This window comes from Fimbriimonadaceae bacterium (assembly GCA_019638775.1).
In the GTDB taxonomy this organism is placed as follows: domain Bacteria; phylum Armatimonadota; class Fimbriimonadia; order Fimbriimonadales; family Fimbriimonadaceae; genus JAHBTD01.
In genome coordinates this window covers 36,066-61,870 of sequence record JAHBTD010000002.1, presented here as the reverse complement: position 1 = coordinate 61,870, position 25,805 = coordinate 36,066, and the positions used below count along the sequence as shown (strand labels likewise).

At 54.3% G+C, this 25,805-nt stretch carries 26 protein-coding genes; 15 read left to right on the top strand and 11 right to left on the bottom strand.

From position 1 onward, the window contains the following. Positions 1-16: 16 nt before the first annotated feature. From KF784_06510 to KF784_06490, 5 genes are all read left to right on the top strand, one after another. Positions 17-994 carry a prepilin-type N-terminal cleavage/methylation domain-containing protein gene (locus tag KF784_06510; GenBank protein MBX3118699.1) on the top strand — a complete coding sequence of 326 codons (978 nt, stop codon included), beginning with the start codon at positions 17-19 and terminating at the stop codon, positions 992-994. Then, positions 991-1,245, top strand: a complete 255-nt coding sequence (locus tag KF784_06505; protein ID MBX3118698.1) for a hypothetical protein — start codon at positions 991-993, stop codon at positions 1,243-1,245. The genes KF784_06510 and KF784_06505 overlap by 4 nt, the downstream gene beginning before the upstream one ends. A 135-nt stretch (positions 1,246-1,380) precedes the next feature. Continuing rightward, on the top strand, positions 1,381-1,899 hold the full coding sequence (hpt, locus tag KF784_06500; GenBank protein ID MBX3118697.1) for a hypoxanthine phosphoribosyltransferase: 519 nt from the start codon (positions 1,381-1,383) through the stop codon (positions 1,897-1,899). A 55-nt stretch (positions 1,900-1,954) separates the two neighbouring features. After that, positions 1,955-3,334, top strand: coding sequence for a transcription termination factor Rho (rho, locus tag KF784_06495; protein MBX3118696.1), 1,380 nt, complete (start codon positions 1,955-1,957; stop codon positions 3,332-3,334). Positions 3,335-3,404: 70 nt separating this feature from the next. Beyond that, the gene (locus KF784_06490) at positions 3,405-4,160 is read left to right on the top strand and encodes a class I SAM-dependent methyltransferase (protein MBX3118695.1); all 756 of its coding nucleotides are present in this window, start codon (positions 3,405-3,407) and stop codon (positions 4,158-4,160) included. A 4-nt stretch (positions 4,161-4,164) separates the two neighbouring features. Here the strand turns inward: KF784_06490 and KF784_06485 are convergent, their stop codons facing one another. Together KF784_06485 and KF784_06480 are read right to left on the bottom strand one after the other, a co-directional pair. Further along, positions 4,165-6,066: an ABC transporter ATP-binding protein gene (locus KF784_06485; GenBank protein MBX3118694.1), complete on the bottom strand. Its 1,902-nt coding sequence runs from the start codon at positions 6,064-6,066 to the stop codon at positions 4,165-4,167. 409 nt (positions 6,067-6,475) lie between these two features. Then, positions 6,476-7,924 (bottom strand): FAD-binding oxidoreductase, encoded by a 1,449-nt coding sequence (locus KF784_06480; GenBank protein ID MBX3118693.1) that lies wholly within the window; start codon positions 7,922-7,924, stop codon positions 6,476-6,478. Between the two features lie 402 nt (positions 7,925-8,326). Here KF784_06480 and miaB point away from each other — a divergent pair, with 402 nt between their 5' ends. The 6 genes from miaB to KF784_06450 all read left to right on the top strand — a co-directional run bounded on the left by miaB (position 8,327) and on the right by KF784_06450 (position 16,390). After that, positions 8,327-10,138, top strand: a complete 1,812-nt coding sequence (gene miaB / locus KF784_06475; GenBank protein MBX3118692.1) for a tRNA (N6-isopentenyl adenosine(37)-C2)-methylthiotransferase MiaB — start codon at positions 8,327-8,329, stop codon at positions 10,136-10,138. 50 nt (positions 10,139-10,188) lie between these two features. Next, positions 10,189-11,802: a hypothetical protein gene (locus KF784_06470; GenBank protein MBX3118691.1), complete on the top strand. Its 1,614-nt coding sequence runs from the start codon at positions 10,189-10,191 to the stop codon at positions 11,800-11,802. A 16-nt stretch (positions 11,803-11,818) separates the two neighbouring features. Then, positions 11,819-12,619 (top strand): hypothetical protein, encoded by an 801-nt coding sequence (locus KF784_06465; protein MBX3118690.1) that lies wholly within the window; start codon positions 11,819-11,821, stop codon positions 12,617-12,619. Positions 12,620-12,724: 105 nt separating this feature from the next. Beyond that, on the top strand, positions 12,725-13,369 hold the full coding sequence (locus KF784_06460; GenBank protein ID MBX3118689.1) for a hypothetical protein: 645 nt from the start codon (positions 12,725-12,727) through the stop codon (positions 13,367-13,369). Between the two features lie 174 nt (positions 13,370-13,543). Then, on the top strand, positions 13,544-14,170 hold the full coding sequence (locus KF784_06455; protein ID MBX3118688.1) for a hypothetical protein: 627 nt from the start codon (positions 13,544-13,546) through the stop codon (positions 14,168-14,170). A gap of 222 nt (positions 14,171-14,392) precedes the next feature. Beyond that, positions 14,393-16,390, top strand: coding sequence for a PAS domain-containing protein (locus tag KF784_06450; GenBank protein MBX3118687.1), 1,998 nt, complete (start codon positions 14,393-14,395; stop codon positions 16,388-16,390). On the opposite strand, the gene KF784_06445 is transcribed toward KF784_06450, so the two are convergent. From KF784_06445 to KF784_06405, 9 genes are all read right to left on the bottom strand, one after another. Next, a complete protein-coding gene (locus KF784_06445) occupies positions 16,370-16,909 on the bottom strand; it encodes a DinB family protein (GenBank protein ID MBX3118686.1) in 540 nt (179 codons plus the stop codon). The genes KF784_06450 and KF784_06445 overlap by 21 nt on opposite strands. A gap of 88 nt (positions 16,910-16,997) precedes the next feature. Next, positions 16,998-17,768 (bottom strand): imidazole glycerol phosphate synthase subunit HisF, encoded by a 771-nt coding sequence (gene hisF / locus KF784_06440; GenBank protein MBX3118685.1) that lies wholly within the window; start codon positions 17,766-17,768, stop codon positions 16,998-17,000. Further along, the gene (locus KF784_06435; GenBank protein ID MBX3118684.1) at positions 17,765-18,550 is read right to left on the bottom strand and encodes a hypothetical protein; all 786 of its coding nucleotides are present in this window, start codon (positions 18,548-18,550) and stop codon (positions 17,765-17,767) included. Before KF784_06435 ends, hisF begins: the two co-directional genes overlap by 4 nt. Continuing rightward, entirely contained in the window at positions 18,547-18,771 is a 225-nt protein-coding gene (locus KF784_06430; protein ID MBX3118683.1) for a hypothetical protein, read from the bottom strand. The genes KF784_06435 and KF784_06430 overlap by 4 nt, the downstream gene beginning before the upstream one ends. Before the next feature lie 82 nt (positions 18,772-18,853). After that, positions 18,854-20,068 (bottom strand): family 10 glycosylhydrolase, encoded by a 1,215-nt coding sequence (locus KF784_06425; GenBank protein ID MBX3118682.1) that lies wholly within the window; start codon positions 20,066-20,068, stop codon positions 18,854-18,856. Positions 20,069-20,281: 213 nt separating this feature from the next. Then, entirely contained in the window at positions 20,282-20,821 is a 540-nt protein-coding gene (locus KF784_06420; protein MBX3118681.1) for a hypothetical protein, read from the bottom strand. Between the two features lie 181 nt (positions 20,822-21,002). Continuing rightward, a complete protein-coding gene (locus tag KF784_06415) occupies positions 21,003-21,716 on the bottom strand; it encodes a biotin--[acetyl-CoA-carboxylase] ligase (protein ID MBX3118680.1) in 714 nt (237 codons plus the stop codon). Continuing rightward, a complete protein-coding gene (gene nadC / locus KF784_06410) occupies positions 21,713-22,567 on the bottom strand; it encodes a carboxylating nicotinate-nucleotide diphosphorylase (protein MBX3118679.1) in 855 nt (284 codons plus the stop codon). Before nadC ends, KF784_06415 begins: the two co-directional genes overlap by 4 nt. Next, on the bottom strand, positions 22,564-23,052 hold the full coding sequence (locus KF784_06405; protein ID MBX3118678.1) for a hypothetical protein: 489 nt from the start codon (positions 23,050-23,052) through the stop codon (positions 22,564-22,566). The genes nadC and KF784_06405 overlap by 4 nt, the downstream gene beginning before the upstream one ends. A gap of 190 nt (positions 23,053-23,242) precedes the next feature. Between KF784_06405 and KF784_06400 the strand changes: the two genes are divergently transcribed. The 4 genes from KF784_06400 to KF784_06385 are packed head-to-tail and all read left to right on the top strand — an operon-like array spanning position 23,243 to position 25,805. Next, positions 23,243-23,887 carry an HAD family phosphatase gene (locus KF784_06400; GenBank protein MBX3118677.1) on the top strand — a complete coding sequence of 215 codons (645 nt, stop codon included), beginning with the start codon at positions 23,243-23,245 and terminating at the stop codon, positions 23,885-23,887. Then, on the top strand, positions 23,884-24,582 hold the full coding sequence (locus KF784_06395) for a glycosyltransferase family 2 protein (GenBank protein MBX3118676.1): 699 nt from the start codon (positions 23,884-23,886) through the stop codon (positions 24,580-24,582). Before KF784_06400 ends, KF784_06395 begins: the two co-directional genes overlap by 4 nt. A gap of 4 nt (positions 24,583-24,586) precedes the next feature. After that, positions 24,587-25,177: a hypothetical protein gene (locus KF784_06390; protein MBX3118675.1), complete on the top strand. Its 591-nt coding sequence runs from the start codon at positions 24,587-24,589 to the stop codon at positions 25,175-25,177. Beyond that, on the top strand, positions 25,134-25,805 hold the full coding sequence (locus tag KF784_06385) for a hypothetical protein (protein ID MBX3118674.1): 672 nt from the start codon (positions 25,134-25,136) through the stop codon (positions 25,803-25,805). The genes KF784_06390 and KF784_06385 overlap by 44 nt, the downstream gene beginning before the upstream one ends.

Here is a 25,805-nt window from a genome sequence, read left to right as displayed (position 1 = left end):
ATCAGGAGGAACTGAAATGAAAAAGGGATTCACTCTTATTGAACTCCTTGTTGTCATCGCAATCATTGCGATCCTTGCTGGCATTCTATTTCCCGTATTCGCCCAAGCCAAAGTCTCGGCAAAGAAGATCGTTGCTGTTTCAAACCTAAAACAGCAAAGCCTTTCTTATATGATGTATGCCATCGACTACGACGATACTCTCCCGCGACAAGATGGTTGTGAACCGTACAGTTCGCTCAACTCAAAGTTCCATACACCGGCTTACAACAGTAACCCGTTGCAAGGTTGCTACAACGGAGGGTTTTACAACCGCTTGAACCACTTCTCTTGGCAAAAGTGGACACAGCCGTATATCAAGAATGTCGAAATCTACTTCAACCCGCTTCGCGAACGGGAGCCCAATGCTTGGAATAACAACGGGCAGCTGGGCAACCAATACATGCTCAACATGGGCCTGACTGGTGGACTCGACATTACATCGAGCGGAGCACCCGTCGCGCTGCGTGGGCGTCGGAATCCGTTCCTTGGAGGTACGCTCACCGCCATTCCCAGGCCTTCCGAAGCGCTCTTGCTGATGGAGATGAGCCATTTCTTAGGGTTCTTGCCCACCGCAACCGATGACACCACCATCAGCGGACCCGACATTACAGCCTATCCGATGGCATTTCGCGAGTATTACGTCTATAAATTCTATAAAACACCGCGCGGTGTAGTCGACTGCTATGCTCAAATCCCCCTCACCACCATCGATCAGCGCAAAGCTATCACCGAAGGTGTGACCATCGCCTTTGGAGATGGAAGCGCAAAGTTCATGAAGGTGGGCGCCTTTCTCGCCAAAACCCCACGCAAAGCCGATCTTGGCATCGCCGGCTCGGGGGTTGGCGCAGGATATACCTATCAGGATGACTGTCACGGTATGAGCGGCGGAGCCGGGACTGTCGGGATCGTAACGCCGCGCTGGACGGAGCCATGGCCGATGTGGGGCTTTGAATGAGAAAGCTCTGGCTGTTAGTTGTCGTTGTTGCCTCGGTTCTGGCCTTATCAAGCTGCACGCAAACGGGAATCTCTGCTGCTGAAGCCAAGGAAGCTTATGGAAGCAAGCCGAGTGAGGATGAAATGGAGCGTGAACTAAAGAAGGCAGGCGACGACAAGTGGGAGGAATATCAGCGGATCAAGCAGAGAGACGCTGCTGTCGAAGCTCAGCAAAGGGCCGTTGCTGGCGCTGAGCAAACGCAGACTCACTAAAGAAACTCTTCTTAGCAAACGGCGGACCGCTTCCTATAGGTCCGCCATACTTTTGCGATCTGGCACCAAGCCCCGACAAGATTAGTGAGCGAGCATAATGAAGATTGAGCTATCCGAACAAAGCTCAACGGGCACATGCCAAAACTGGAAACTATTATCACGGAGGAGCAGATTGCGAAGAAGGTGGCAGAGCTAGCCGAACGCATTCGCCAGGATTACCAAAACGCTCCTATTCACCTCATTGCGGTGCTCAAGGGCTCTGCTTATTTTTTGGCTGACCTTAGCCGCAAACTTGGCGACGATGTGACCATCGACTTTGTGAAGGTCAGCAGTTATGGGGATGCCAAAACTTCCAGCGGGACAGTCCAAATTGTGAAAGACCTCGACGATTCGATCGAAGGGAAGAATGTACTCATCGTCGAGGACATCATTGATACTGGGACAACCTTAAATCACTTGCGGGAACTTTTTCAGTTGCGAAAGCCGAAGAGTCTACGGGTTGTGGCGCTCCTATCCAAGGCCCAAGCTCGTCGTATAAATACAACAGTCGAATACATCGGCTTTGAGATTCCTGATCATTTTGTGGTAGGATATGGTTTAGATCACGCAGAAAGGTATCGCAATCTTCCGTTTATTGCGAACCTGCGCGACTAACCCTCTCCCATGATTCAGCCGCAAGGCGATTCTGATACCCCTTTTCGGACACGCTATGACGCATACATTCCGACCCCGTAAATCGGACGGCTCTAAGCAGCCTAACAAAGGCCGCCCACGCAATCGACGCCAAGAACCGCGACTCGATAATGCATCCGATCTCGAAAACCTGCCCGAAATCGATTTTAATCATTTCGATCAGATGACCCCCGCGAACCTGGCAAAGGCCGCAAAAGCGAAGAAACTATCGCTGGATATGGATCGCACAGAGCTTATCGTTGAGCTCTTGAAAGGGACCAACGAGGAGTCCTTCTATGCTCGAGGTGTGCTGGACATCCTCAACGATGGCTGGGGCTTCCTGCGACGTGACAACTACTCCCCTTCACCCGCAGATGTTTATGTCTCCCAGTCACAGATAAAACGATTTGGACTCCGCAATGGCGACTCGGTCTTTGGCCTTGTCCGCCAGCCAAAAGAGGGCGAAAAGTATCAAGGAATGCTGCGTGTCGAATGCGTCAACGGATTCGGTACCGCTGCTGAAGAGATGCAGCGTCGAAGAAACTTCGACGAGCTCACTCCGCTCCATCCCGACGAGCGCATTCGGATGGAGACGCACCCAGAGAACATCCTTGGACGCGTCGTCGATCTGATTGCCCCAATTGGCAAAGGCCAGCGCGCCCTCATCGTGGCTCCTCCGAAGGCTGGAAAGACGACGATCCTTAAAACGATCGCAAACGCCGTCACAACAAACCACCCAGACGTCTATCTGATGGTGCTCCTCGTTGACGAGCGCCCAGAAGAGGTCACCGACTTTAAGCGGTCGGTCAAGGGCCAGGTCATCAGCTCAACCTTCGACGAGCCCGCCGAGAACCACATGCGCGTTGCCGAGCTTTGTCTTGAGCAAGCAAAGCGCTTGGTCGAAGCAGGCCGAGACGTTGTTATCTTGTTAGACTCGCTCACGCGTATGTCGCGAGCCAGCAACCTGACGATCAACCCCTCAGGACGAACGCTCTCGGGAGGTTTGGACCCCGCCGCGCTCTATCGCCCGCGCCGATTCTTCGGCTCGGCACGAAATATCGAGGAAGGTGGATCGCTCACCATCGTCGCAACGGCTTTGGTGGAGACCGGCTCCAAGATGGATGACGCGATCTTTGAAGAGTTCAAGGGCACCGGCAACATGGAAATCGTGCTCGACCGCGAGCTTGCCGAGCGTCGCCTCTGGCCCGCCATCGACGTCAAACGAAGCTCGACACGTCACGAAGAGCGACTTTTCGCTCCAAACGAACTCGAAGGTGTTATCCAGCTTCACCGACTTCTCGCCAACCAGCAGAACGCCTGGGAGGCCACCGATTCGCTCATCAAGCTGCTTAAGCGAACGCCCACAAATACGGTGTTCCTGGAGAGTGTGATGCAGCGAATGAAAGCCACCGTTTGATTTGTAAAGACCAATGGGACTTATCAGGCTTATTGGTCTTTGCGACTCAAATCGGTGTCATGCTGATACTATGGCTGACCCGCGCACCCAATTTGGCCGCTCTGCCGGGCAGTACCTAACAAGCTCTGTCCACGGCAATAAATCGGCCCTCGACGACATGGTCAACGCCGTGCGTCCGAAGGGTGGAATCGTGGTTGATGTAGGATGCGGCGCCGGTCACACGGCCTTTGCTTTCGCCCACAAAGTCGGCACCGTGATCGCGACGGATATCACGCCCGAAATGCTTGAGGTCACCGCGCTAGCAGCTATTGACCGAGGCTACACCAATATTCGAACCGAGCATGCTTGGGCGGAAGAACTCCCATTCGAGAAGAGCAGCGTGGATGGCGTAACATGCCGCCTTGCCGCTCATCATTTCCGTTCGATTCAGGCATTCGTGATTGAGTCCTACCGGATATTGAAGCCTGGCGGCTGGCTGGCGATTGTCGATAACTTTGGCATCGATGATCCGCAAGCCGATTTGGCGCTCCAGAACATTGAGAAGACGCGCGATCCTTCGCACGGACGCAGCCTAAAGATCGGCGAGTGGAACATGATGATCCAGCGAGCGGGATTTAGTCTGCGCTCTTCAACTCCCACTTGGAAGCCGATCCCATTCGACTCTTGGGTCCAGCGAATGCATGTCGAGCCTGAGACGGCCGCCTCATTAGAGAAGCAGATGCGGGAATCGGAAGGACCCTTGCGAGAGTATCTTCAGCCGACTGATGGACCCGACGGGTTCTTCTTCCATCTTGGCGAGCTTCAAATCGTCGCAGATAAGCCGTGACCGCTCAGCCCCTCATCTGCAGAGCGCTCTTAAACTGCTCTTCATAAATTTGCTGATAGATGCCGCCTCGGTGAGCGAGCTCGTGGTGCGTCCCGATATCGACAATGCGACCACCGTCAACGACGAAGATCCTATCGGCCTCGACAACCGACGACAGCCGATGCGAGATGATAAACGTCGTACGACCCTGCATCGCCTTCTTGAGCGACCCCTGTACTCTCGCTTCCGTCTCGCCGTCTAAAGCGCTCGTGACGTCGTCGAGGATCAGAATGGACGGGTTGGTTATCAATGCTCGTGCAAGCGCAAGGCGTTGCTTCTGTCCGCCAGAGAGCTTGATGCCCCCCTCTCCGATCTTAGTTTCATACCCGTCTGGCAGCCCTACGATGAAGTCGTGAAGATCGGCGATTTGGCAAGCCGCAATCGCCTCTTCGTCTTGAGCATCGCGCTTGCCGTACTTGACGTTCTCCATAATGCTTACGCTAAAGAGAAGGTTTTCTTGAGCGACCATACTCACCTGCCGACGGATCGACTCCAACCTGACGTCGCGCAAATCGGTCCCGTCGATGAGCACCCGTCCGTGCTGAGGGTCGTAAAAGCGCATCAGCAGGTTCATCAACGTGGTCTTCCCCGCCCCAGTTGGACCAACGATTCCGATGATCTCTCCCGCTCCGACCGTAAAGTTCAATTCATGGACAGCGGCAACGCCTTCGATATAGCTAAACGAAACGTTGTCGAACCGGACGCCACTGGTGATCGGCGCTAAAGCGGGAGCATCTGGCTTATCCTGAATCTCCGGCTTGGTGTCGAGGGTCTGGAACACTCTGTCCATCGCCGTGACGGCCCATTGAAGGCTATTGTTGAAGTCCACCACACGAACAGCCGGATTGAAGATATAGCCAATGTAGAAAGTGATCGCCACCAGAACGCCGGTCGTCATCTGTCCGTGCTGCACGAGCGAACCACCATACGCATAAACTACACCTGTTCCGAGCGCCGAGATGGTGCCACTGACGAGACCCAGTCGACGGTTCAGGTGCACTTGCCGCATGTCCACCGCAAACTTCTCACGAACCGTTGTCATAAAGTTTCGGGTCTCGTACTTCTCCTTCACAAAGGCTTTTACGACCCCAATCCCCGCGATCTTCTCGGCCAATTTGCCGAGCATCTCATCCCAAAGTCGTCGCTGTTCGTTGCTCACTTCGCGAATGTGCTTGAGGAAGAAGAGATAGCTAAGAACATAAAACGGCACAAGCCCGAGGATGATCAGAGCCAGCTTCCATTGGAGCGTGAACAGCATCGCCAAGACCGCGACAATGGTAACCAGATCGCTGATGAAGGTGACAAGCTGACCCTGAATGAGCGACTGGATCAACTCGATATCCGCGGTAACGCGGGACATGATCTTGCCGACCTGGGTCTGGTTGTGATAGGCAAGACTAAGCCGGTGGAGGTGCCTCCACGTCGCAAATCGGAGATCGAAACAAAAGCGATGACCGACCCACGTCAGACTGTAGTGCAAGAGATAGCTGAGGAGATTGCGCGCGGCAATCACGACGATCAAGAACCCCGCGATGAGCCAAAGCATCGACGGAGCATCTTTCTCGATCGTCTTCTTGAGCTTGGCGATCTCGCGAGGCGTTGCTTTGTTCGGTTCTTGAGTTCCATCAGGATTGCGTGCACCGGTTGGGGCGGTGACCGACGGCGGGGCTTTGGCGGCCTCCGCTTCAATCTCCTTGAGCTGAGCACGGGCAGAAAGTGCGGGCTGAATGGCGCTGTCGATGGCAAGCTGGAACATCCGGGGCGGGATGATCTGGAGCAACGTCACCGTTAATGTCAGCACAACCGCAAAGACCATTCGCCAGCGATACGGGCGAAGGAACTCCAGCGTGCGCCGAAAAGAGCGCATGTACTAGTTTGTCCGGGAGGGACTGCCAAATACGACCCGTGGGACCAAATTCAGCTTTAACTGTCAAACACCATGCTGTATTCGGCCCCAACATCTACCGGGTTTTGGCGACCCTGGTATCCCTATCGGCTCCGGCTTATTCCAAATGCGGCAAAACATTTGTGAAGCGTGCCGACGATGGGTGCGTGGCTTACGATGAGAGGAATAGAATATCGGGAGGTGATCGGTTGTACCAAATTGTCGCCGCATTGATCGCGGTCGCAGCCGTCGCAGGGGCTTGGGGTCTTGTAAAGGACGCCGCCCATGGAGAACGGCCCAATTGACAACAAGCCTAGCATTGGGCTTACGATGAGAGAAAGGGTTCCGGGGCGCGCCAGCGAGGCTGGCGCGCCTTTGGATTTTTAGACCGTCATTTTTTGGCGGTGCTCTTTCGTCCTTCGGCGGAAACCACAGCCTTGGATGAAAGCGAGACAGGAATGCTCTGCGGATAGTTGAACACGTTGTTCGGGTCATAGTGAGCCTTCACCTTGACCAGCCGCTCCAGATTCCCGCCGTAGTACTGCTGCAGATAGTTGGGGATTGTCGCGTCGCTGTAATTGACATACGCGCCGCTGGTGTGCGGAGAAAGCTCATGCCGCAAATCTTCGACCCACTTGATCGTTTCGGGACCGTCCTCCGGAGCCGTCCAATACCCGTCGTACTGAACGATGAATTTGGTTCCTCTTCCCCAGACAGCCGTTGCCGTTCGATTCACTTGGTCGGGCGCTCCGCCGCCTCCCAATAGCTGCACCATCGTCGGTTGGCTCGGAGGCGCTGAGAGTTGTGGAACAGTCTCCAGGTACTTCCTCAAGATAGAGATGGCATCCATGCTGAAGTACTCCATCGCAAAGGCCGACGTGCTCTTGAATATCTGATTGTCGCTGTGTTGCTGCACTCGCCACAGCGGATTGAAGGGATCAACTCCCAGGATCACACGGGTGGCAATTCGGAACGGGAGCATTTGGATATTAACGGAGATCGGCGAAGGCTCGGAAAGCATCGGAGCGATAACGCCCATAAAACCGGCCAGCTCTTCGTCGGTGCCGGTGTATTGGCCCTGTACTGTGATCGTGCGATCGCCCACCAAAGCGATGAAGGAGGACATATTCCAGTCCGCTTCAAAGTTCCACCGCTGCCATTTATCGACCACGTACTCGAACGCTTCCCACGGATAGCCGATGCTGAAGATCGCCGCGTTGTTGACAGGATGAACCTTGAACTTAAACTTGGTTGCGATTCCAAAGTTGCCACCGCCACCCCCACGGCAAGCCCAAAACAGGTCGTAGTTCTTGGTCTCGTTGGCGATAATAATCTCCCCTTCGGCGTTGACCATCTCGACCTCAAGGAGATTGTCACAGGTCAGACCAAACTTGCGTGTGGTGACGCCCACCCCTCCGCCAAGCGTTAGGCCAGCCATGCCGACGCTGGGCCCGGTTGCCATAGGAAACGTAAGGTTGAGGTCGTTCAACTCCTCAAAGCACTCCAGCATGTCGATGCCCGCACCGACCTCCGCTGTATCGGAACTGCTAGATGCCTTAACGGTTTCCATCTCGCTGATGTCGATAATAATGCCGTCTTTGACGAGCGAGGAATAGCCTTCATAGTTATGGCGTCCCGCACGGGCGCGCATCGGAACCTTGTTCTTCACGGCCCACTTCACTGCATTTGCGACGTCGAGCCGATCCTGACAAAACACGATCACTCGGGGCTCGTTTGCTGCATAGTCGGCGCGTAGTGCAAAGCCGATACATGCCTCCTGCCACACCGGGTCCCCAGGCTGAATAATTCTTCCGGTCAATCCCTTAATACTTTTTTTCATCGTTGCCTCCTCTTGCCCGAGTGCGCCTTCACACGCAGGGCAGTTTCATTGCCTATTCGTAAACACCCTTACATTAAGCGGGCGTCCGTGAATATTCACTAGGGACCCGAATCATCAGGAAGAAATCCCATTCAGAAACACAGACATAAAAACGGATCGCCACAAAGTGATCGACTTTCGGACTCTTAGCTCCGAGCCCCGCTTGTGTTTGAATCGAGTCATTCCGTCCACGACGGCCGCCCCCCCTAAAAGTTGTAGCCCAGCCAGCTACAACTCTATCATAAGCCATTTTCACAGCGATGAGTCAGCGATTGTTTTCTTCGCATGAAACCAGACCGTCGAGCGGCCCGTTGTCTCATGAGCTTCAAAGGGTATCCTTTTGAACCTGAATCGAACTTAAACATGACCATTTCGCCGCTTACCGTTGCAAAGTCCGGACGCCCAAAGGCCCGTCGCGGAACCTACTTCATTCAAACCTGGGGGTGCCAGATGAACGAAGAGGATTCTGAGCAGATCGGGCTGTATCTGCAGCAGATAGGGTTTGAGCCCGCTGGCGATATGATGAGCGCACATGTGATTTTGCTGAACACGTGCTCAGTGCGCAAGAAGCCAGAGGACAAAGCGTTTTCAATGTTGGGCGAGTTGGCATTGCTGAAAAAGCAAAGGCCCGAGATCATCGTCGGCGTAGCCGGTTGCATGGCCCAGCTCCGAGCCAAAGAGATTCATCAGCGAGCGCATTTTGTCGACTTTGTGGTTGGCACTGGGCAACTCTCCACGATTCCTGGACTGGTTGAAGAGGCCGCCCAAACCCGCAGATTCCAAACCCGGCTCGATCTTCCCGAACGAAAGGGCGCGGTGGTGACCGACATCCCGCAACGTTTGGTGGCACCAAGGGTTGATGGAGAGGTCCCTTATGCGCCTACTCTGAGCGATCAGCTGTCGGCTATCGGAGATCAGGGCGCTGGAGATCAGAGATCGCAGATCGGAGACCGGAACCTGGGCAATCAGCTATCGGCTATCGGCGATCAGAATGCGGGAAATCAGAAATCGGAGATCGGAAATCGGAATCCCGGAGCCCCCTCCTTGTTTGAGCGAAGCGAAAATGGGGAGGGGGTTGGGGGTGGGGTAAGCGAGCCATCAGCAATCAGCAATCAACAATCAGCAATCGCGAATCAAGAGTTAAACCCCCTCCCCTTGAGGGGGAGGGTCGGTGAGCAAAGCGAACCGGGGAGGGGTGACAACGATAGCGAAAGCGCGAATAAATTCGCGCACTCCCAAAACGCACACACCAAAGCCCAATCCAAAATCCAAAATCCAAAATCCAAAATCAAAGCCTTCGTCCCCATCCAATACGGTTGTGACAAGTTCTGCACCTTCTGCATCGTCCCCACCACCCGCGGACGCGAGCGCAGCCGCCCGACCGAGGACATTGTCGCCGAGGTTTACGCGCTCAGCGAGAATGGAGTCAAAGAGGTCACCCTTTTGGGCCAGACCGTCAACTCCTACGGCAAGAACCTCGCCGAAGGCCGCGTGCCATTTGCCAAACTCCTTTGGCTGCTCGAAGGCCTCCCCAGTCTTCAGCGCATCCGCTACACCAGCCCTTATCCACGCGATTTCACCGCAGAACTCATCGAATGCATCCGCGACAACCCGAAGGTCATGGAGCACGTTCACTTGCCGCTGCAATCGGGCGACAACGACATGCTCAAGGCGATGCACCGGCTCTACACCGCCGAGTCGTTTTTGGAGATCGTGAAGGACCTGCGCGCAGCCGTGCCCGACGTCGGCATCACCACCGACATCATCGTCGGCTTCCCCGGCGAGACCGAGGAGCAGTTCGAGAAAACGCTGGAGATGGTGCGTGAGGTCCGGTTCGACGGGGCCTACATTTTCATCTACTCCACCCGGCCGGGCACTCCCGCCGCTGAGATGGAGCAGCTGCCGTATGCGCTCAAGCAGTCACGATTGAAGGTCCTTAGCGACCTACAGAATTCGATCACGATTGAGAGAAATGAAGCATGTGTCGGGCAGACGGTTGAGGTCTTGGTGGAAGGCCCGTCACCCAAGAACCCGAGTCTGTTGAAAGGCTACAGTCGAGAGTTTAAGATGGTGCACTTCCCTGCTCCTGCCGAACCCGAAACCCTGATCGGGCAGCTTGTGGAAGTGAAGCTGGAAGAGTCGTTCTTGTGGGGCTTGAAGGGCCAGCTAATTTGAACAACTGTACAGAAATCAGCGCTGATACGTCCCACTGATGAGGGTTCCAGATGCCGCTTGTTGCCACAACCTTGTTATGCTTACTTTCCTTGCAAACCCAGGGCAAGACAACAGAGATCAACGCCATCCTCAACCAGCCTCCCACGATCGCGGGATTTGAGAAGATCGTTTCAACGCTTGATTCAGGCTCGAATGCAGATCGCCATCGAATTCTCTTGGTTGCCCAGAAGCTAAGTCATGACTACTCATCTTATTGGAGCGATTTACAGTTTTTGAGCCATGCCTATGGGCTTGATGCACGCACCAAGGATGTCTATGAGAAAGTCCGCCAGTGGAGGCTCGATTGGGGGAGAGCGCTTGCCGAGGCGGCTCTTCATGGCGACTCAAAGGTTCGTGAAGAGGCCTTGGATGTACTGTTTGGCGAACTTCGAGACATAGACCTTACAACCTCACCGTACCGGGCAAACTGTGGCACAGGGTACGATCAAACGCTCGAGTATGCGTACACTCTTGGGCTTGAAAAAATCGCTCGTGACAACCCTTCGTGCCTAAAGACGCGGCTATCTTCGAACGACTATCAAACGGCTTACAAGGCCTGTAACGTTTTGCCTGACCCTTCTCCGATCAGACAAGACTGCCTGGACAGATGGCTGCATTCCCCCAAGCCAGAGTTTCGTGCGGTGGCGCTCCATCTGCTGTCTGACAACGAGAGCGAATACAGCCAGAAGGTACGGAGCGCAATGCTCTCCGATCCAGATCATTGGGTTTCATTTGCGGCGCTGGATACTTTCTTCCGAATTGAAGATTATCTCGGAACTGACCAGAGCCTGTTCAACCGGATGCCTGCCCATGCTCGATATTTTGTCGTCGATGGGAGCCCTTGGCAAGAGACTAACCCATTCTTGGCTATAGCACGCGGAGATCGCGATCCTATGGTTAGGTTGGCTTCTCATTATAGTACTTATTGGGAGTTAGAAAGCCTTTCGGATTCAGAGTTGATAGCGGGTACGCAAGCTTATTCTGCGGTTATGTGCACGCTTTGTCTCGAAGAGCTCGAACGACGTAAATACCCACAACTGGAAGCAGTTTGCCGTAGGATCCTACTCACCGATCCTGAGGGGTGTCGGTTTCAAGCGCTTCACTTCCTTGGGAAAAAGAAGGTCGCGGACCTTGCCGTCGTGTTTGCAGATTGGATACGGCAAGTGCGACGTCCTTACATGAATCCAAATGTCACGAATGCCCTTTGGAAGGCTTTCACTTCAAAGCAACTGAAAGAGCTTGCTCAGTCGACGGATGTTCGTGTGCGTCGTATTGCATTCGACTTACTCACACAGGGAGGCTTTCTGGGACTGGACTCAGAAGCTGATATCCTTGAATGGACATATCCGCGAATGAAGCAAGACAAGAACCTGGTGATACGTGCGGGCGCAAAGTATTACGCCCCAAAAACCAAGCATGATGCTAACCGCGAGACCATTCGGAAACTGATTTTTAGGGCAACGGAGCAACCAGAAGCGCAGACAAAGACGATGATCAGCAAGTATCTGACATCTGATGATATCCAAATCCATGAATTTGCCGAAATAGCTATCAAAATGCTGGAGGATATTAAGAAGAACCCTCCTAAAGATATAGGCGATGGAAGGGCGAGCGCGACCAAGTAAAATTTCAGCGCAAAATATGCGCACCGTCGTTTATCAGTCCTATCGCACGTTCGACGTGCCCCTCTTTATTGCCGACTGCCTCGACTCAGTCCGCGCGTGGGCCGATCAGAGCGGCTTTGAATACCGCTTTTACGACGATGACCTCTTCGACCGGGTCCCTGACTGGTTCAAAGAGAAGGTGCGACACGACAAGCTCCCGATGTCCGATCTCGCGCGGCTTATCCTCGCCCGCGAACTGTTGGAGGAGGGGTTCGAAAGAGCGGTCTGGGCGGACGCCGACCTGCTCGTTCTCAAACCGGACAGCCTCACCGTCCCCGACGCGCCGTGCTTCGTGTGCAAAGAGGTCTGGATCGACCGTTCTCCGGCGGGCCGCCCGATCGCCGTCCAGAAGGTTAACAACGCCTTCATGGGCTTCACGCGCCAACAGCATGTGCTGGAGTTCCTGACCGAGTGCTGCCTGCGCCACGCCGAAGCCGCAAAGACCATCGCCAAGATCGAGTTTGGGCCCGACCTGCTGACCCACCTCGACCGCTTTGCGCACTTCCCAAGGGCCGAAAGCGTGGCGTTGCTGAGTCCGCTTGTCATCATGGATTTGATCCAGGGAGGCGGCCCGTGGTGGAGTCTTTACGCTCAGGAGTTCGGCCGCAGCTTCAGCGCAATCAACCTTTGCGGATCCTACCTTCGTGAGCGTGTGCAAGGGCTGCAGATCACCGAAGAGCACTTCTCTGCGCTTGTCGAAAAGTTGAAGACGGCCCAGCTTCCCGCCGCGGTATCGGCAAGCCCCTTCGGAGGAAGGCGCAGCCCGACGCCGAGATAGGCGCTGAGACAACTCGACGGCCACAGCATGCAGATTGTTTTATCATTCGGCCTAAAAAACACATGCCAAGTTGCTATCGGAAACGCAGTCTGCGTTTTATGAGGCATGGCAATTCTAACCCTTATCTGTGCCGCAAGCGGGCTTATGCCAACCGTGAGCGCACCCATCGAACCTAAAGAACTCCTTTCAAAGATGCGCGACGCGTATCACAAAGTCAGCGAAGCCTATCTTGAGGTCCAAGCCAAGCACCCCGCAGTTCAGGGAAGCCTCGTTGGCCAGCCGATGAAAGTCAGCTACAAAAAGCCCAACAGCATCCGCATCGAGCTCAACTTAGCAAACGGAAGCACATTCAAATCTGTCTCCGACGGAAAGACCGTCTCCCTGTCGAAACCCGATGCCAGTCCAATGCAGGTAGATGCTAACGATCAGAACGTCTTTGGTGGCTTTCCACTCAACCTTGAAGTGATGAGCTTCCTTCGAGCCGACAAAGAACTCTCGACAGAAAAGGGCGCAAACATGGAGACAAGCAAGCTCACGGTGACCGAGAAAGACGGTCGATACTTGCTTCACGAAGAGGCGCCTGCCCAGCAAGTCGTCGTCGATTATGAGGTTGACAAGAAGACGATGCTCATTATGAAAACCACCGTCAAACTCGAAGGTAAGAAGGAGGTCTTCGCCGAGTTCACGGTTGTGAAAATGGACCTAAAGCCCAAGTTCGCAAAGGACCACTTCGACTTGCCCAAGCAGTAGTCCTGGCAATGCAGGCAAAACCTGAGCCCGGCATGGTGGAGCCGGGCTTTCGGCTTCTGCTTCCTTTCGAGCGATCAACAACGGCATGGAGAAAAGAAGCCTTCACAGCATAACTCACCCACAGAAACGACAAAACATTTCGCCTTTGCACGCCAATTGGGGGTATGTAAGGGCATGGGCATCGTAACATGCGCGGTACTTGCCGCCGGAATCCTTGCTTCAGATAGCACACCAAAGCCTGCCGACCTCCTTGCCAAAATGCGCAAGGCCTACGACGGCATTGAAGCCGCCCAATTCACCGTCGAAGTCTCCCATCCCTTTTACAACTATCAAGCTCCCATGACGGTGAGCATTAGGAAACCGAGCTTTGCCCGAGTTGACATCCAAATGAAGGGTGGGGCAAAGATCAGAACGGTTAGCGACGGAAAGCAGATGGCGCTCAGCGACCTCACAAAACCCGCCGCCAAATCTCCGATGACCGAGCTGAATCAATTCGGCGGAATGCCCGTGAATCTTGAATCGATATGTTTTCTCAACGCGGGTCGTGAACTCTCGACCGAGAAAGGCAACAACATGGAAAAGAGCGTTCTGTCGGTTCAGGAGAAGTCGGACCTCTACATCCTCAAAGAGACCGTCACGCAGCCAGACAGGATCATCTTTTATGAAGTGGACAAGAAAACTTTCCTCATCATGAAAACGACAGAATTCCGCAACAAAGAAGCCAAGCCCTACTCCAACACCAAACTCAAGAACCTAAACCTAAAACCGAAGTTCGGGCCGGGATTCTTCGACTTTCCCTAATGAAAACAACTGGGACACCCACTTTGACAGATAGCGGGTTGAGCGGTATGCGTTGCAAGCGCTATCTCTCATGGTCAGAGCGGACTCTACAGGTAAAGAAAACCCCCTTGCAGCAAATATACAAATAAGCCGAAATAAGGCTAAGGGATTATTGTGCCCGTCTGAAATTGCGGGACTTACGCCAAAATGACGTACTGTCACCTCATAAACTTGAAAAAAACGATGATCCAAGCTAACCTTGGGAAAGACGGTCGCCCCACAGACCGAGTCGAAGACGGTTGTACTTTGAGTGATAATGAACTCCCCACTGGACCGGCCAGCCTTAATTCGGCCTGCCCAACCGCTGTCGTGCGCGAAGGCAGTGTCATTCGCGTCAACAATGCGTTTTGTGTCCTGTGCGGTAATCCCGATGTGAACCACTGGATAGGCAAGGACATCGCCGATGTGCTCTTGCCCTCTTCAGCCCCGGATGGCTCGCCGCTTCCCTACGACAGAGTTGTGCGCCGTGCCGATGGAGAAACGATCGAGGTCAAGGCTTTTAGCCTCCAATCGACCCGCGACAAAAAAGCTTTGTTCGAAGTGATGGTCGTGGAGAGTCAGACCTTCAACAACCTTGATCCCGCCGTTCGTCATCTCCTTGAACGAACTTGGGATTGCCTGGAAGAAAGAACCCTCCAACTTGACGCGACAACGCGCAAACTGGATCAAGAACAAACACGACATGAAGCTGCTCAAGGAGCGCTGAGCGACAACGAGTCGCGCTATCGTCAGTTGATTGATCTTTCGCCAAACGGCATCATGATCCTCAGTCGGGGAATCATCGTTTCACCCAATAAAACGATCGGAGCTCTCATTGGGCTCCCTTCGAGTGAAAGTCTCATCGGCACAAACGTTGTTGACCTATTCGACAGCACGAGCCGAGCAGAAGTGCAGGCCGCCATTGACTCCCCAGAAACCTACGGTCGGCTCAAAGAGGATCATCAGCTCCTGTGCGCAAATGGAGAGACACTCGAAGTCGAGGTTTACGCCGCCGCCTACTCTGGCGACCCCGAAGTCACCTCCTACATGATCGTGCGCGATATTAGCCAACGCAGAAAGGCAGAACGCGATCTCAAAGTTGCCGAAGTTCGATCTCAATTCGCCCTGGATGCAAGCGGCATCGGAGTTTGGGACTGGCGTCCATCGACCAACGAGTCCTACTACTCTCCAACCTGGAAGGCAATGCTCGGCTATGACGACGATGAGATCACACCCCGTCACGAAGAGTGGTCCTCTCGTGTCCACCCCGACGACTGGCCTGCTATCTATGAAGCCGAGCGACGCTTGTTTGAGGGAGAAGCCACCCACTACGAATGCATCCACAGATTGCGGGCCAAAGACGGAACTTACAAGTGGATCCTTTCGAGAGGAAGACCGGTTTCCTACGACGACGATGGTAAGCCAGTACGGTACATCGGAACTCATATGGACCTCACCGATCGAGTCAGCTTTGAGACTCAGATCGAGGAGTTAAACCGAAACCTATCGGCAAGAAATGAAGAGCTTGAAACCGCCAATAGCGAACTAGAAACATTCAGCTACACGGTTTCACACGACTTGCGTTCACCATTGCGCACTATCGACGGCTACAGCCATGCCATCGAGTACGACTACGGCGACGAACTCTCGGATGGCCCCAAGGAGTACTTACACGCCATCCGTCGAGCCACACAAAAGCTGGGACACTTGATTGACGATATCCTCAGCCTCTCACGCATCAACCAGTCGCCCTTGCGCATCCAAAACGTTAACCTCGCGACGATTGCCGAAGACATTGCCAAGGACCTCAAGTCTTCGGAGAAGGACCGGAAAATCGAGTTTGAAATCGAGAGCGGACTGATGGCTCACGGTGATCGTAACTTGCTCTTTCTTGCTCTTCAAAACCTCATGGGCAACGCGGCAAAGTTTAGCGCGAAAAGCGATCCAGCCATTATCACGGTTGGCAAAACCGACGGCGCATTCTTCGTCCGCGATAACGGGGTTGGATTCAATATGCAGCACTCAAACAAGCTGTTCGAGCCATTTCAAAGGCTGCATAGTGCACAGGAATTTGAAGGGAGCGGCATCGGGCTAGCCACCGTTGCGAGAATCTTACGACGTCACGGAGGACGGATTTGGGCGCAGTCGGAAATAGGCCGTGGTGCAACGTTCTACTTCACGTTAGGCGAACCGGAGAGCTAACTCCTCTATCTGCTTCACGTGTCGCTCGGTGTGAGCGGCAATGATCTCGAACATATCGGCGACGTTCATTTTCGCGAGCTTCACAAAGGGATTCCGAATCTTTGCCTCGGTTAGATTTATCCCATCCGAATTCTTGGCGATTGAAACGAGCTCAGAATACTGCGCTGCCCAATCATCCACTTTCGACTTCTCCATAGGACCGGGACCAGGGTGCATCGACCGGTGAGCCGGAATGTTCGGTTTGTCCATCGCATTGATGAGAAACCTGCCAAACCAGGTGTGCTTGATCTCGTCAGTACCGCCTGATCGTGGGGCGCTTTTGGCCACGTGCGCCATTTCAACCAAGTACGGCCCGTTGGCGATCATCAAGTGCTCGATGATCTGCCCAATGCTCCACCAGCCGTCCTCTTGTTTCGTGTTGAATTGCTCGTCGGTGAGCCCGTCAACCGCCTTTTTCAGCCGTTCAACCAGTGCATTCACTCGGTCCGGATATCCAGCCAGGTACTCCTTTGACGTCATAGCTCAATATAGCCTCTCGCCTTTACACTATGACGTTAGGCTATGACTTTTGGAGCATCGATAGACCGCACGTTCGTTACCGTTCAGCCTAAGTTTTCTGTACCAACCTGACCGGGAGCCCTGCCTGATGCATCTCCTGTTTTAGATCGGCAATGCGATAGAGACCGTCATGCAAGATGCTCGCCAACAAAACGGCGTCCGCCTTGCCAAGACTCACTGCCTCAAGGAGATGTTCAGGCTTGCCCGCTCCTCCGCTAGCGATTACAGGCACCCCTACTGCTTCGCTAACGGCTTTAGTCACTCCCAGGTCGTAACCCGCTTGTGTGCCGTCGCCACCCATGCTCGTCAGCAGAATCTCCCCTGCTCCGAGCTCGACTCCTCGGCGCGCCCACTCAACCGCGTCTAACCCGGTCGATTTCCTTCCGCCGTGAGTGTACACCTCCCACTTGCCAGTGTCAACGGGCTTGGCGTCGATTGCCAGCACAACACACTGCGCCCCAAACTTATCCGCAGCCGCCGAAATCAAATTGGGGTTTGCCACTGCCGCGCTGTTCAGGCTGACCTTGTCCGCTCCAGCGAGCAGAGCTTGGCGGATGTCTTCGACGGTACGGAGCCCGCCACCAACCGTGAAAGGAATAAAGATCTCTTCAGCTACCCGACTCGCCAATTCCACTACCGAAGGACGATCTTCATGAGTTGCCCCAATGTCTAAAAAAACGAGCTCATCAGCGCCCTCGTCGTTGTAAAACTTGGCAAGCTGAACAGGGTCACCGGCATCTCTGAGGCCGACGAAGTTGACGCCTTTGACAACGCGCCCATCCTTGATATCCAAACAAGGAATAACACGGATCGACCTCATACCGGGTGTCTCCGAATCACACGGACCTGAATGGGACCCTTGCTCTTCGGCTCAAGCTGGACAACGAATTCATCCCCAAAAGCCTCCACGTCGATCTGGTCGGGCAGCGTCGTTTCTTTCCAGAGTTTCGCGGCGGCCTCCGCAACAACATCAAGAATGACCACCCGATGATCGCTGGGAGCGGCATGGGTTCTTAGCTCTGGAAATCCTACTTTCATCAAGCCCCGCGTCTCCACGTGCCCACCCTCTTCTTCCTCAACCCAAATCGTGCGCAAATGGAAGTCGGGGTTTGCCGTATCTGGGCGCTCGGCAAGCTGCTCGCGAAACTCTGCGATCCCAATAAGCTTCTCGGAAATGCTGTCGAAAATAACCTCGCTCTTGCCAAAATACGCCGCCGCTTCGGCGAGGTGAGGGAGGAAACGCAGATGCCGTTCGTCGGCCAGCTTTACGGCGCTCAGATAGCGAAGCTTCACCAGCGCGGAAGCATTCGAAAGCGCTTCCAAAACAGCGGCTGTCGGTTCAACGTGTCGGTCAAAGAGATCGGGTCGGAACAGGTGCGGATTCTTGGCCTTCAAGACCATCGCCATATGCAGGCGAATATCGCTAAAGAGCAGCCCTTCCGGGGGACCGCAGGCAGGGTGTCCGTCCACTTTGAATGGACTAGAGCGCAGAATTCGCCCCGTCAGCAAATCTTGGGGCGGGATTTTATCTCCCTGAACGTAGACCCAATATTCGATAACGGCAAGGTAGGGCACTCCCTTCTTGCCGAACGGCCATTTCACCAGCCAACGGCTCCTCGGCCCGACATCCAGGCCTCCGCCAATTTGACCTCTTCATCGTTGAGCATTGTAAAGCAGACTTGGCAAATCCCTGCTTCGTTCACTTTACGATTGCGGCACAGCAGGCAGGCGTCGTTCTTCACTGCGACGCGTATGATCTCAGGCTCTTTGAGCGCCACTTTCAGAAGGTCCCTCGGAATCCCTTCCGAATTAATGCGATCCACAAATCGATTTTACTGGAACCGACCAAGACAACGGTTGACAATCAGCGAACGGCGATCCCCAATCTAAAATCTAAAATCCCATTTAGCTTCCCGGCCGACCCTTAAGCCAAGGCGACTCCGGCACCAAAGCCGGTTCCTTGTACGGCCCATTCTTTAGAGCCGTCGCAATCCCCTTCGCATCCCTCATCAGCGCCTTCATACTAAAGTGCACGTTCCCGGTTGCTTTCGACCCTCGTGTGGCTTCGATCTGATCAATCAGTTCCTGAGCCTGCCAGCCCCCTGCCCCAGTGACCAAACGGCTCGTATAGTTGCCCACCCAAAGGTGCCGACCCTTCGTGTTTTCGCCGATCCACCAATCCTGCAGGTCCTTGTAAGCCTGCTCCTTTTGTCCAATCGCCCAATAGAGCTGAGGCGTCATATAGTCGCACCAACCGTTGTTAAACCACTTCTTTGCGTCGGCATACAGCTCGGCATATTGGTCGATTCCAGCCTTGATCCCTTGAGGCACTCCCGGACGGTAAATACCGAATGGGCTGATCCCAAACTTCACCCAAGACTTCTCCTTCTTGATGGCCTTGTAAAGCCCTTCGATGAAGTCATCGACGTTCTTCCGTCGCCAATCGTCCACCTTGAGCTTGCCTCCCGCCTTCTGATACTTTGCGTAAGAAGCGCTATCAGGGAAGGGGACATTCTTGCCACCGCTCTTGACCGGGTAAGGATAAAAATAATCGTCGATGTGGACGCCGTCGATATCGTAGCGCTTCACCACATCCATCATCACATCCATCGACCGCTTTTGAACGGCTGGCTCGCCTGGATCCATCCAAAGAAGGGTGCTGTAGGACTTCACCAGCCCCGGGTTCGTCTTGGCGATATGGCTGGGGTCGCACTGCCCTTTCATGCTCGGGTGCTTCGCCCGGTACGGGTTGAACCATGCGTGGAGCTCAATCCCCTTCTCGTGACACTTCTCCACCGCAAACTTGAGCGGGTCCCAAAACGGCGACGGCGCTTTGCCCTGCTGGCCTGTCAAATACTCCGACCACGGTTCAAGTTTGGATTCGTAAAGCGCGTCGGCTGACGGGCGCACCTGAAAGATCAGCGCGTTTAGGTTTAGCTCCTTGGCCTTATCGATGATGGCCTGAAGCTCGGCCTGCTGCTGCTGGGTCGTGAGGTCGCGCTTCGAGGGCCAGTCGATATTGTCAACCGTGGCGACCCATGCCGCGCGAAACTCACGCGGAACAGCAGGGGTTGAAGGTTGAAGAAGAGCCATTGCCGAGACCAAAACCACCGAGAGCATGGTTCTTTATACTCGCAAACTCAAGGAGTCGTGCCGTACCTTCAGTTCAGCGTATGAAGAACTTGACGACACATCCGACGTCGATGAGGAAACTCATCGGGCAACGGTCGCAAGCCCTGCCCTCTCCACGGATAGGCTGGAATCGCCGCAAGAATATAGGGAAACATTGACTGCCGTGGATGTCTCTCCGTCATGCCGTCCTTGCCAAGCTATCTAAGTTTGCGTTTGGTTTGTCTCTTCTGTATCCTCGTTACCGGAATCATCAGACTGAGAGTTCGCATCTGGATTGACCTGCTGTCCAGAACCTCCATCCCCTGCATTGCCACCATTACCAGCGTTGCCACTGTCGTCTGAATTGCCACCGCCCCGCGACTTATCTGCGTCAACCCTTCGACCATTGACATAACCGATAACAAAACCAACAACGGTTGTCAGCGTCGTAATCGCCCACTGTTGCGCAAGCTTATAGCTCTCACCGTTAAACTCCGTTGCTGTCGCGCTCCCGCTCGGAGACGATGCATTTGAAATCTTGTCGGCAATATAGAAAATCAGCCCCGGAAAGATGAGAATCACAACAGCCGAACCTACAATCCCCGTCATGATCCAAACCAGGATAAGCTCCATCTTTCGCTTGTGACGGCCCTTATCTAACTCTTCGCTAAGCTTAAAGAAGTCATGCTCCGACATCAAGGGCCGATTCCACGTATCGTTCCCCATGACCTTCTCACGTAAAGATCGAATCTTAAAAAGCACTCGACTGCCTCCACTATATGAACGCTAAACTAGGCTTTCGCCATCCAGTCTAACTATAGTACAAAACGGACTCTAAAAAGGCAAACTAACACTTTGCAATAAAAAATAGTGAATTTGACGAGCACTTCCGCAATTCCTCTTACAAAGGCCACCCCATTGTTGTTTGGGGTAACGGACCAGCCTACACACCAAAGACCGCATCTGCCGCCAGTACCGATTTCGTCTCCCCATTCACCGAGCAGATCAGCTCCCCATCCGGCCCGAAACCCAATCCCACTGCCTCCTCCCCATCGGGCAGTTTGAAGCGCTTGCCCGGCGTAGCGTCAAACAGCATCCACACCGACTCCAGCGCTTGCCAGCTCTCCGGCTCAGGAATCCCTGCCAACCGTTCGGCAATCTTCTGCGCAATCTCCAAAGGCGAATGATCGTGCCCACGCTCGATCTTAAGGCTCGTTGCAATGTCCTCGATCTCAGTAGGAAAGGAGTCGTGGTTGAGGTTTAGCCCGACCCCAACTACCGGAATACTCCGTCCCGCAACGTCCTTGACAAGTTCAGTAAGAATCCCCCCGACCTTCTTCGTGCCGATGGAAAGGTCATTTGGCCAACGCAACTGACAATGCAGAACCCCCGCAGCCGCAATCGCCACGCCCATCCCCACCAGCCAGGGCTTCGGATGGTCGGGATAGTCTCGTAGCACCAGAGTCATCGCCAGAGAGTCACCCGGTCGCCCGTACCAATTGCGCCCAAATCGCCCCCTACCCGACCTTTGATCGGTAGTCCAAATCACACCCGGAATCTCACCCGAGCGTGTACCTTGCAAGAATTCGGCGGCAACATCCTGCGTCGATCCTGCCGAATCCAGTTCGATCCATGGCTCAACACGCAGATCGGTCATTCAAACTCCATGTGCATCGCCAAAGCCGGGGCAGAATGGGTGAGCGCGCCAATCGAGATGATGTCCACACCAGTCTGGGCCATGCCGCGAACCGTGTCGAGTGAGATCCCCCCGCTCGCCTCAAAGATGACTTTGCCCCGATAGTCCTTGACGGCTTCGCGCATCATGAAGGGGTCCATATTGTCGAGCATCACGATGTCGGCTCCCGCATCGACGGCCTCCGCCACCTGCTCTAAACTTGTGCACTCCACCTCAATCCGAACCGTATGCGGCGCATATTCCTTCACCTTCTCCACCGCCTCCTTAATACTGCCGCAAGCGCGAATGTGATTGTCCTTGATCATCACACCGTCGAAGAGCCCCATCCGGTGGCTGTGCCCGCCACCGCACCGCACCGCATACTTTTGAAGCGCACGAAGGCCCGGGAGAGTTTTTCGTGTATCCACGATTCGGACGTTGCTTTCACCAGCCTGATCGACGAACTTTCGTGTGAAAGTCGCCACCCCGCTCAGATGCATCATGAAGTTGAGGACCGTCCGCTCGGCAAGCAACGCCCTCCGCGCCGATGTCCGCCCGCTGACCAAAATGTCGCCACGGCTCACCCGATCGCCATCCTTAAACCCAATGTCGATCTTTACGCCATCGGGATCGGTCGGGTAGGGCGCGAGAAGATATTCGGCGATGCCCAAACCGCAGACCGTGCCTTCGGCTTGCGCTTCGATATAGTAAGAGGACATCAATTCAGGGTCGATGCATCCGCCAGAAAGATCGCCGCTGCCGACATCTTCTTGAATCGCGTCATCGACGTTATGCCACCAGCTAAGGGGCTCAGGTTGCAGCCATATACTCACAAGTATTCTATGTTTACCTTGCAACGAGCCGAAAGCTCATCGAGCAAGGTCTCATAGGGTACTTCGAGCCCGTTTCTTGCCCAGCCGACCGGGGCCTTGAGTTTCCCGGCGACGATATAGGCGTGAGGCTTAATGGTAACGCTGCCCTGCTTAAGCACGACTGTCACTCGGTCGCCACGCTGCTTCATATCGACGACTTCGTCATAGCGGACAGTCTTGATATTCCCTGGCGTCACGACGTCGAATTTCTCGGCATGAAGCACATATTCGCTTGCCTCAGCCTGATGGTGGAGAACCTCGGCCCAAGTGCTCTTCCCCATGTCCACAAGCGCGCTCGCGACGTCTTTGAGGTCTTTGCCAATCGTCCGGTCGCCTTCGCGCTTAATCACGCTCTTGCCTTGCCGCACGGCCTGCTTGCGCAAGTCCTCTGCGCCGGTGTGAATCCAGCGGATCGCCTCTCCTGGTTTGTAGCGGATGAGCTCCATGCCTCTCCTCAGCCTAGCTCAGAAGCAGGCTGCGCGTTAATGTAAACACGCAATCCCACATTAAATCGTTGCGCGAATAGGCGCAACGGTCAAAAACAGGGTCGAAAACCTAAAGAAGTTCGTCAACTTCCCCGAAAAATTACCTGGAGCTTAGGTTCGCAAGACGAACTTATCGGTGGTAAGCCCACTTATGATCAAGGCAGTTCTCTTTGACGCAGACGGAGTTCTCGTAGATGCATGCGAGTTGCATTACGTTGCGCTGAACCGTGCACTCGCCGAGCACGGATACGAAATCACACGCGAAGAGCACATTCGAGCCTACAATGGTCTCCCTACACGCGTGAAGCTAGGCAAGCTCACCGACGAAAAAGGCTTCCCCAAAAACCTTCACGAAACCGTACACGAACAGAAGCAGCAGCTCACGGTCGAGTTGATCGAAGAGGTCTTGCGCCCCGATATGACCAAGGTCCAACTCGTCAAAGAGTTGCTTGGACACGAGTTTCTTGTCGCCGTTTGTTCGAACTCATTACGGCAAACCCTCGACCGGATGTTGCGTGCCATTGGGCTGCTCGACTACGTGAACATCATCGTAGGCAACGACGACGTAAAAAAAGCCAAACCCGCGCCTGATATCTACCTCGAAGGTGCGCGTCGACTTGGGATTTCCATCAAAGAGTGTCTGATCGTCGAAGACTCGCCAGTTGGATTGCTCGCCGCCCACGCCGCAAACCCCGCCAAGATCGTTAAAGTTTCCAGTCCAGATGAGGTCAATGTCGGGCTCCTGCCCAAACTCATCGGACCCCTTGATTCAAAGGAGAGAGCAAAAGCCGCATGAACATCGTTATTCCTATGGCCGGCGCAGGATCGCGCTTTGTCGTCGCTGGATATCACACCCCCAAGCCATTTATCCCGATCAAAGGCAAGGCGATGATCGAGCACGTGATCGAAAACGTCGCAATTCCGGGCGCAAAGTTTTTTCTTCTTTGCCGCATGGAGCACCTCTCTCACCTAAATGAGACTCGCATGATGGAGCGCCACGACGTTGCATTCGTGCCGGTCGTACACCCAACAGAAGGCGCAGCATGCACCGTCCTGCTCGCTGAGAAGTTCATCGACAGCGACGAGCCGCTGATTATCGCAAACTCCGATCAGTGGGTCAGCTACGACAAGGAAGCTTGGCAGAACAGGCTGCAAGGTTTGGATGGCGCAATCATGACCTTCCGTGCAAATCACCCCAAGTGGAGCTATTCCCTTGAAGAGAAAGGCCGAGTCGTTCGTGTTGCCGAGAAGCAAGTCATCAGCGACAAAGCCACCGTCGGCGTTTACTACTATCGTCATGGAGCCGATTTCGTTTGGGGGGCTAGACAAATGATAAGCAACGATACTCGCGTGAACGGTGAGTTCTACGTATGCCCAGTCTTCAACGAACTGGTCGAAACCAAGCTCATCAAAAACTTCGACGTCGAAGCGATGTACGGACTCGGAACACCCGAAGACCTGCAAGCGAACTACGACCGTATCGCCGCATAAGCCCATGAATTTGCCAACTCTCTATCTACACAGAGCCAATGACGAAGCCTCCATCCGCAAAGCTGCGGACAAGGGCTGGGGTATCGAAGTCGATATCCGTAGCTACGAGCACGATATCTACCTGGCCCACGATCCGATCCTATCAGCGCCAAGCTTTACCGGCCTTGACTTGCTCAAGGGCTTCCCCGGACCCGTGATCTTCGATTTCAAAGAGTCAGGAATCGTAGACCTCACCATCAAGCTGATCAAATGGGCAGGGCTCGATTTGAACAAGTGCTACGCCGCCGACATGATCGTTCCCGACATGATCCGTGCCGAGCGAAACGAACTCAAGACTCTAGCCCGATTGAGCCCTTACGAGGTTATCAGTGGCCCCTTTTACGGTTATTGGCTGGACTATGTGAAGGACACTGAGCCGTTCACCCACGTCCCCAAACACACTTTTCTCGTCTCTCCTGAGCTCCACGGCTGGACGCTCGACAAAGACTTTAAGGCAGCCGCGCTTCGAGCTGGATTCGAAGGCATCTGCACAGACTTCCCGGAGCGCTGGAATGATTGCTATAGCAACGAACAATGGACACAAATTTCTGCCTGAACTGATTGAAAGTTTAGAGACCTACGGAACCGATGGCCACGATGTCTTGATCGTGGACACGGGATCAAGCGACCCCGCAGCGACGGAGTATCTTGGCGCCCTTGAAAGCTACAATGGCCCGTTCAAACTCATGGTCACCCAGACGCCGTATAAAGGCTATGACACCGGGGCATACCTTTGGGCTTTCCGAAACTTCCCCGCCGACACCTACATCTTTATGCAAGACAGCGTGCTCGTCAAGCAGCCAGGCTGGACCAAAGAGTTCGAGTCGAGATTAAGCTTCGGCGTCGGCGCAGTTCCGTGGCTCACTTTCCCGCTTCAATGGGACAGCGAAGAGCAGGTTGGCTTTGTCACCGAAAAGTTTCAAACCACAGACCTTGCTCCATTCGGCGTTTTCGGGCCGATGTTCGCCACGACCCATGATGCGTTAAGCGATCTCGAATCTCAAGGCTTGCTCAATGTAATCCCATCGAATAAACACGAGCAACAGGCGATGGAGCGCGGCTGGGCCTTCGCATTCATCAAAGGCGGATACGGTGTGCGCCCAATCCACAGCGCATTTTCAGCCGACCGCATTCGCCACAACCAATATTCAACACTCACCAAGCGCCTGCCCAAGAGAGCCTAA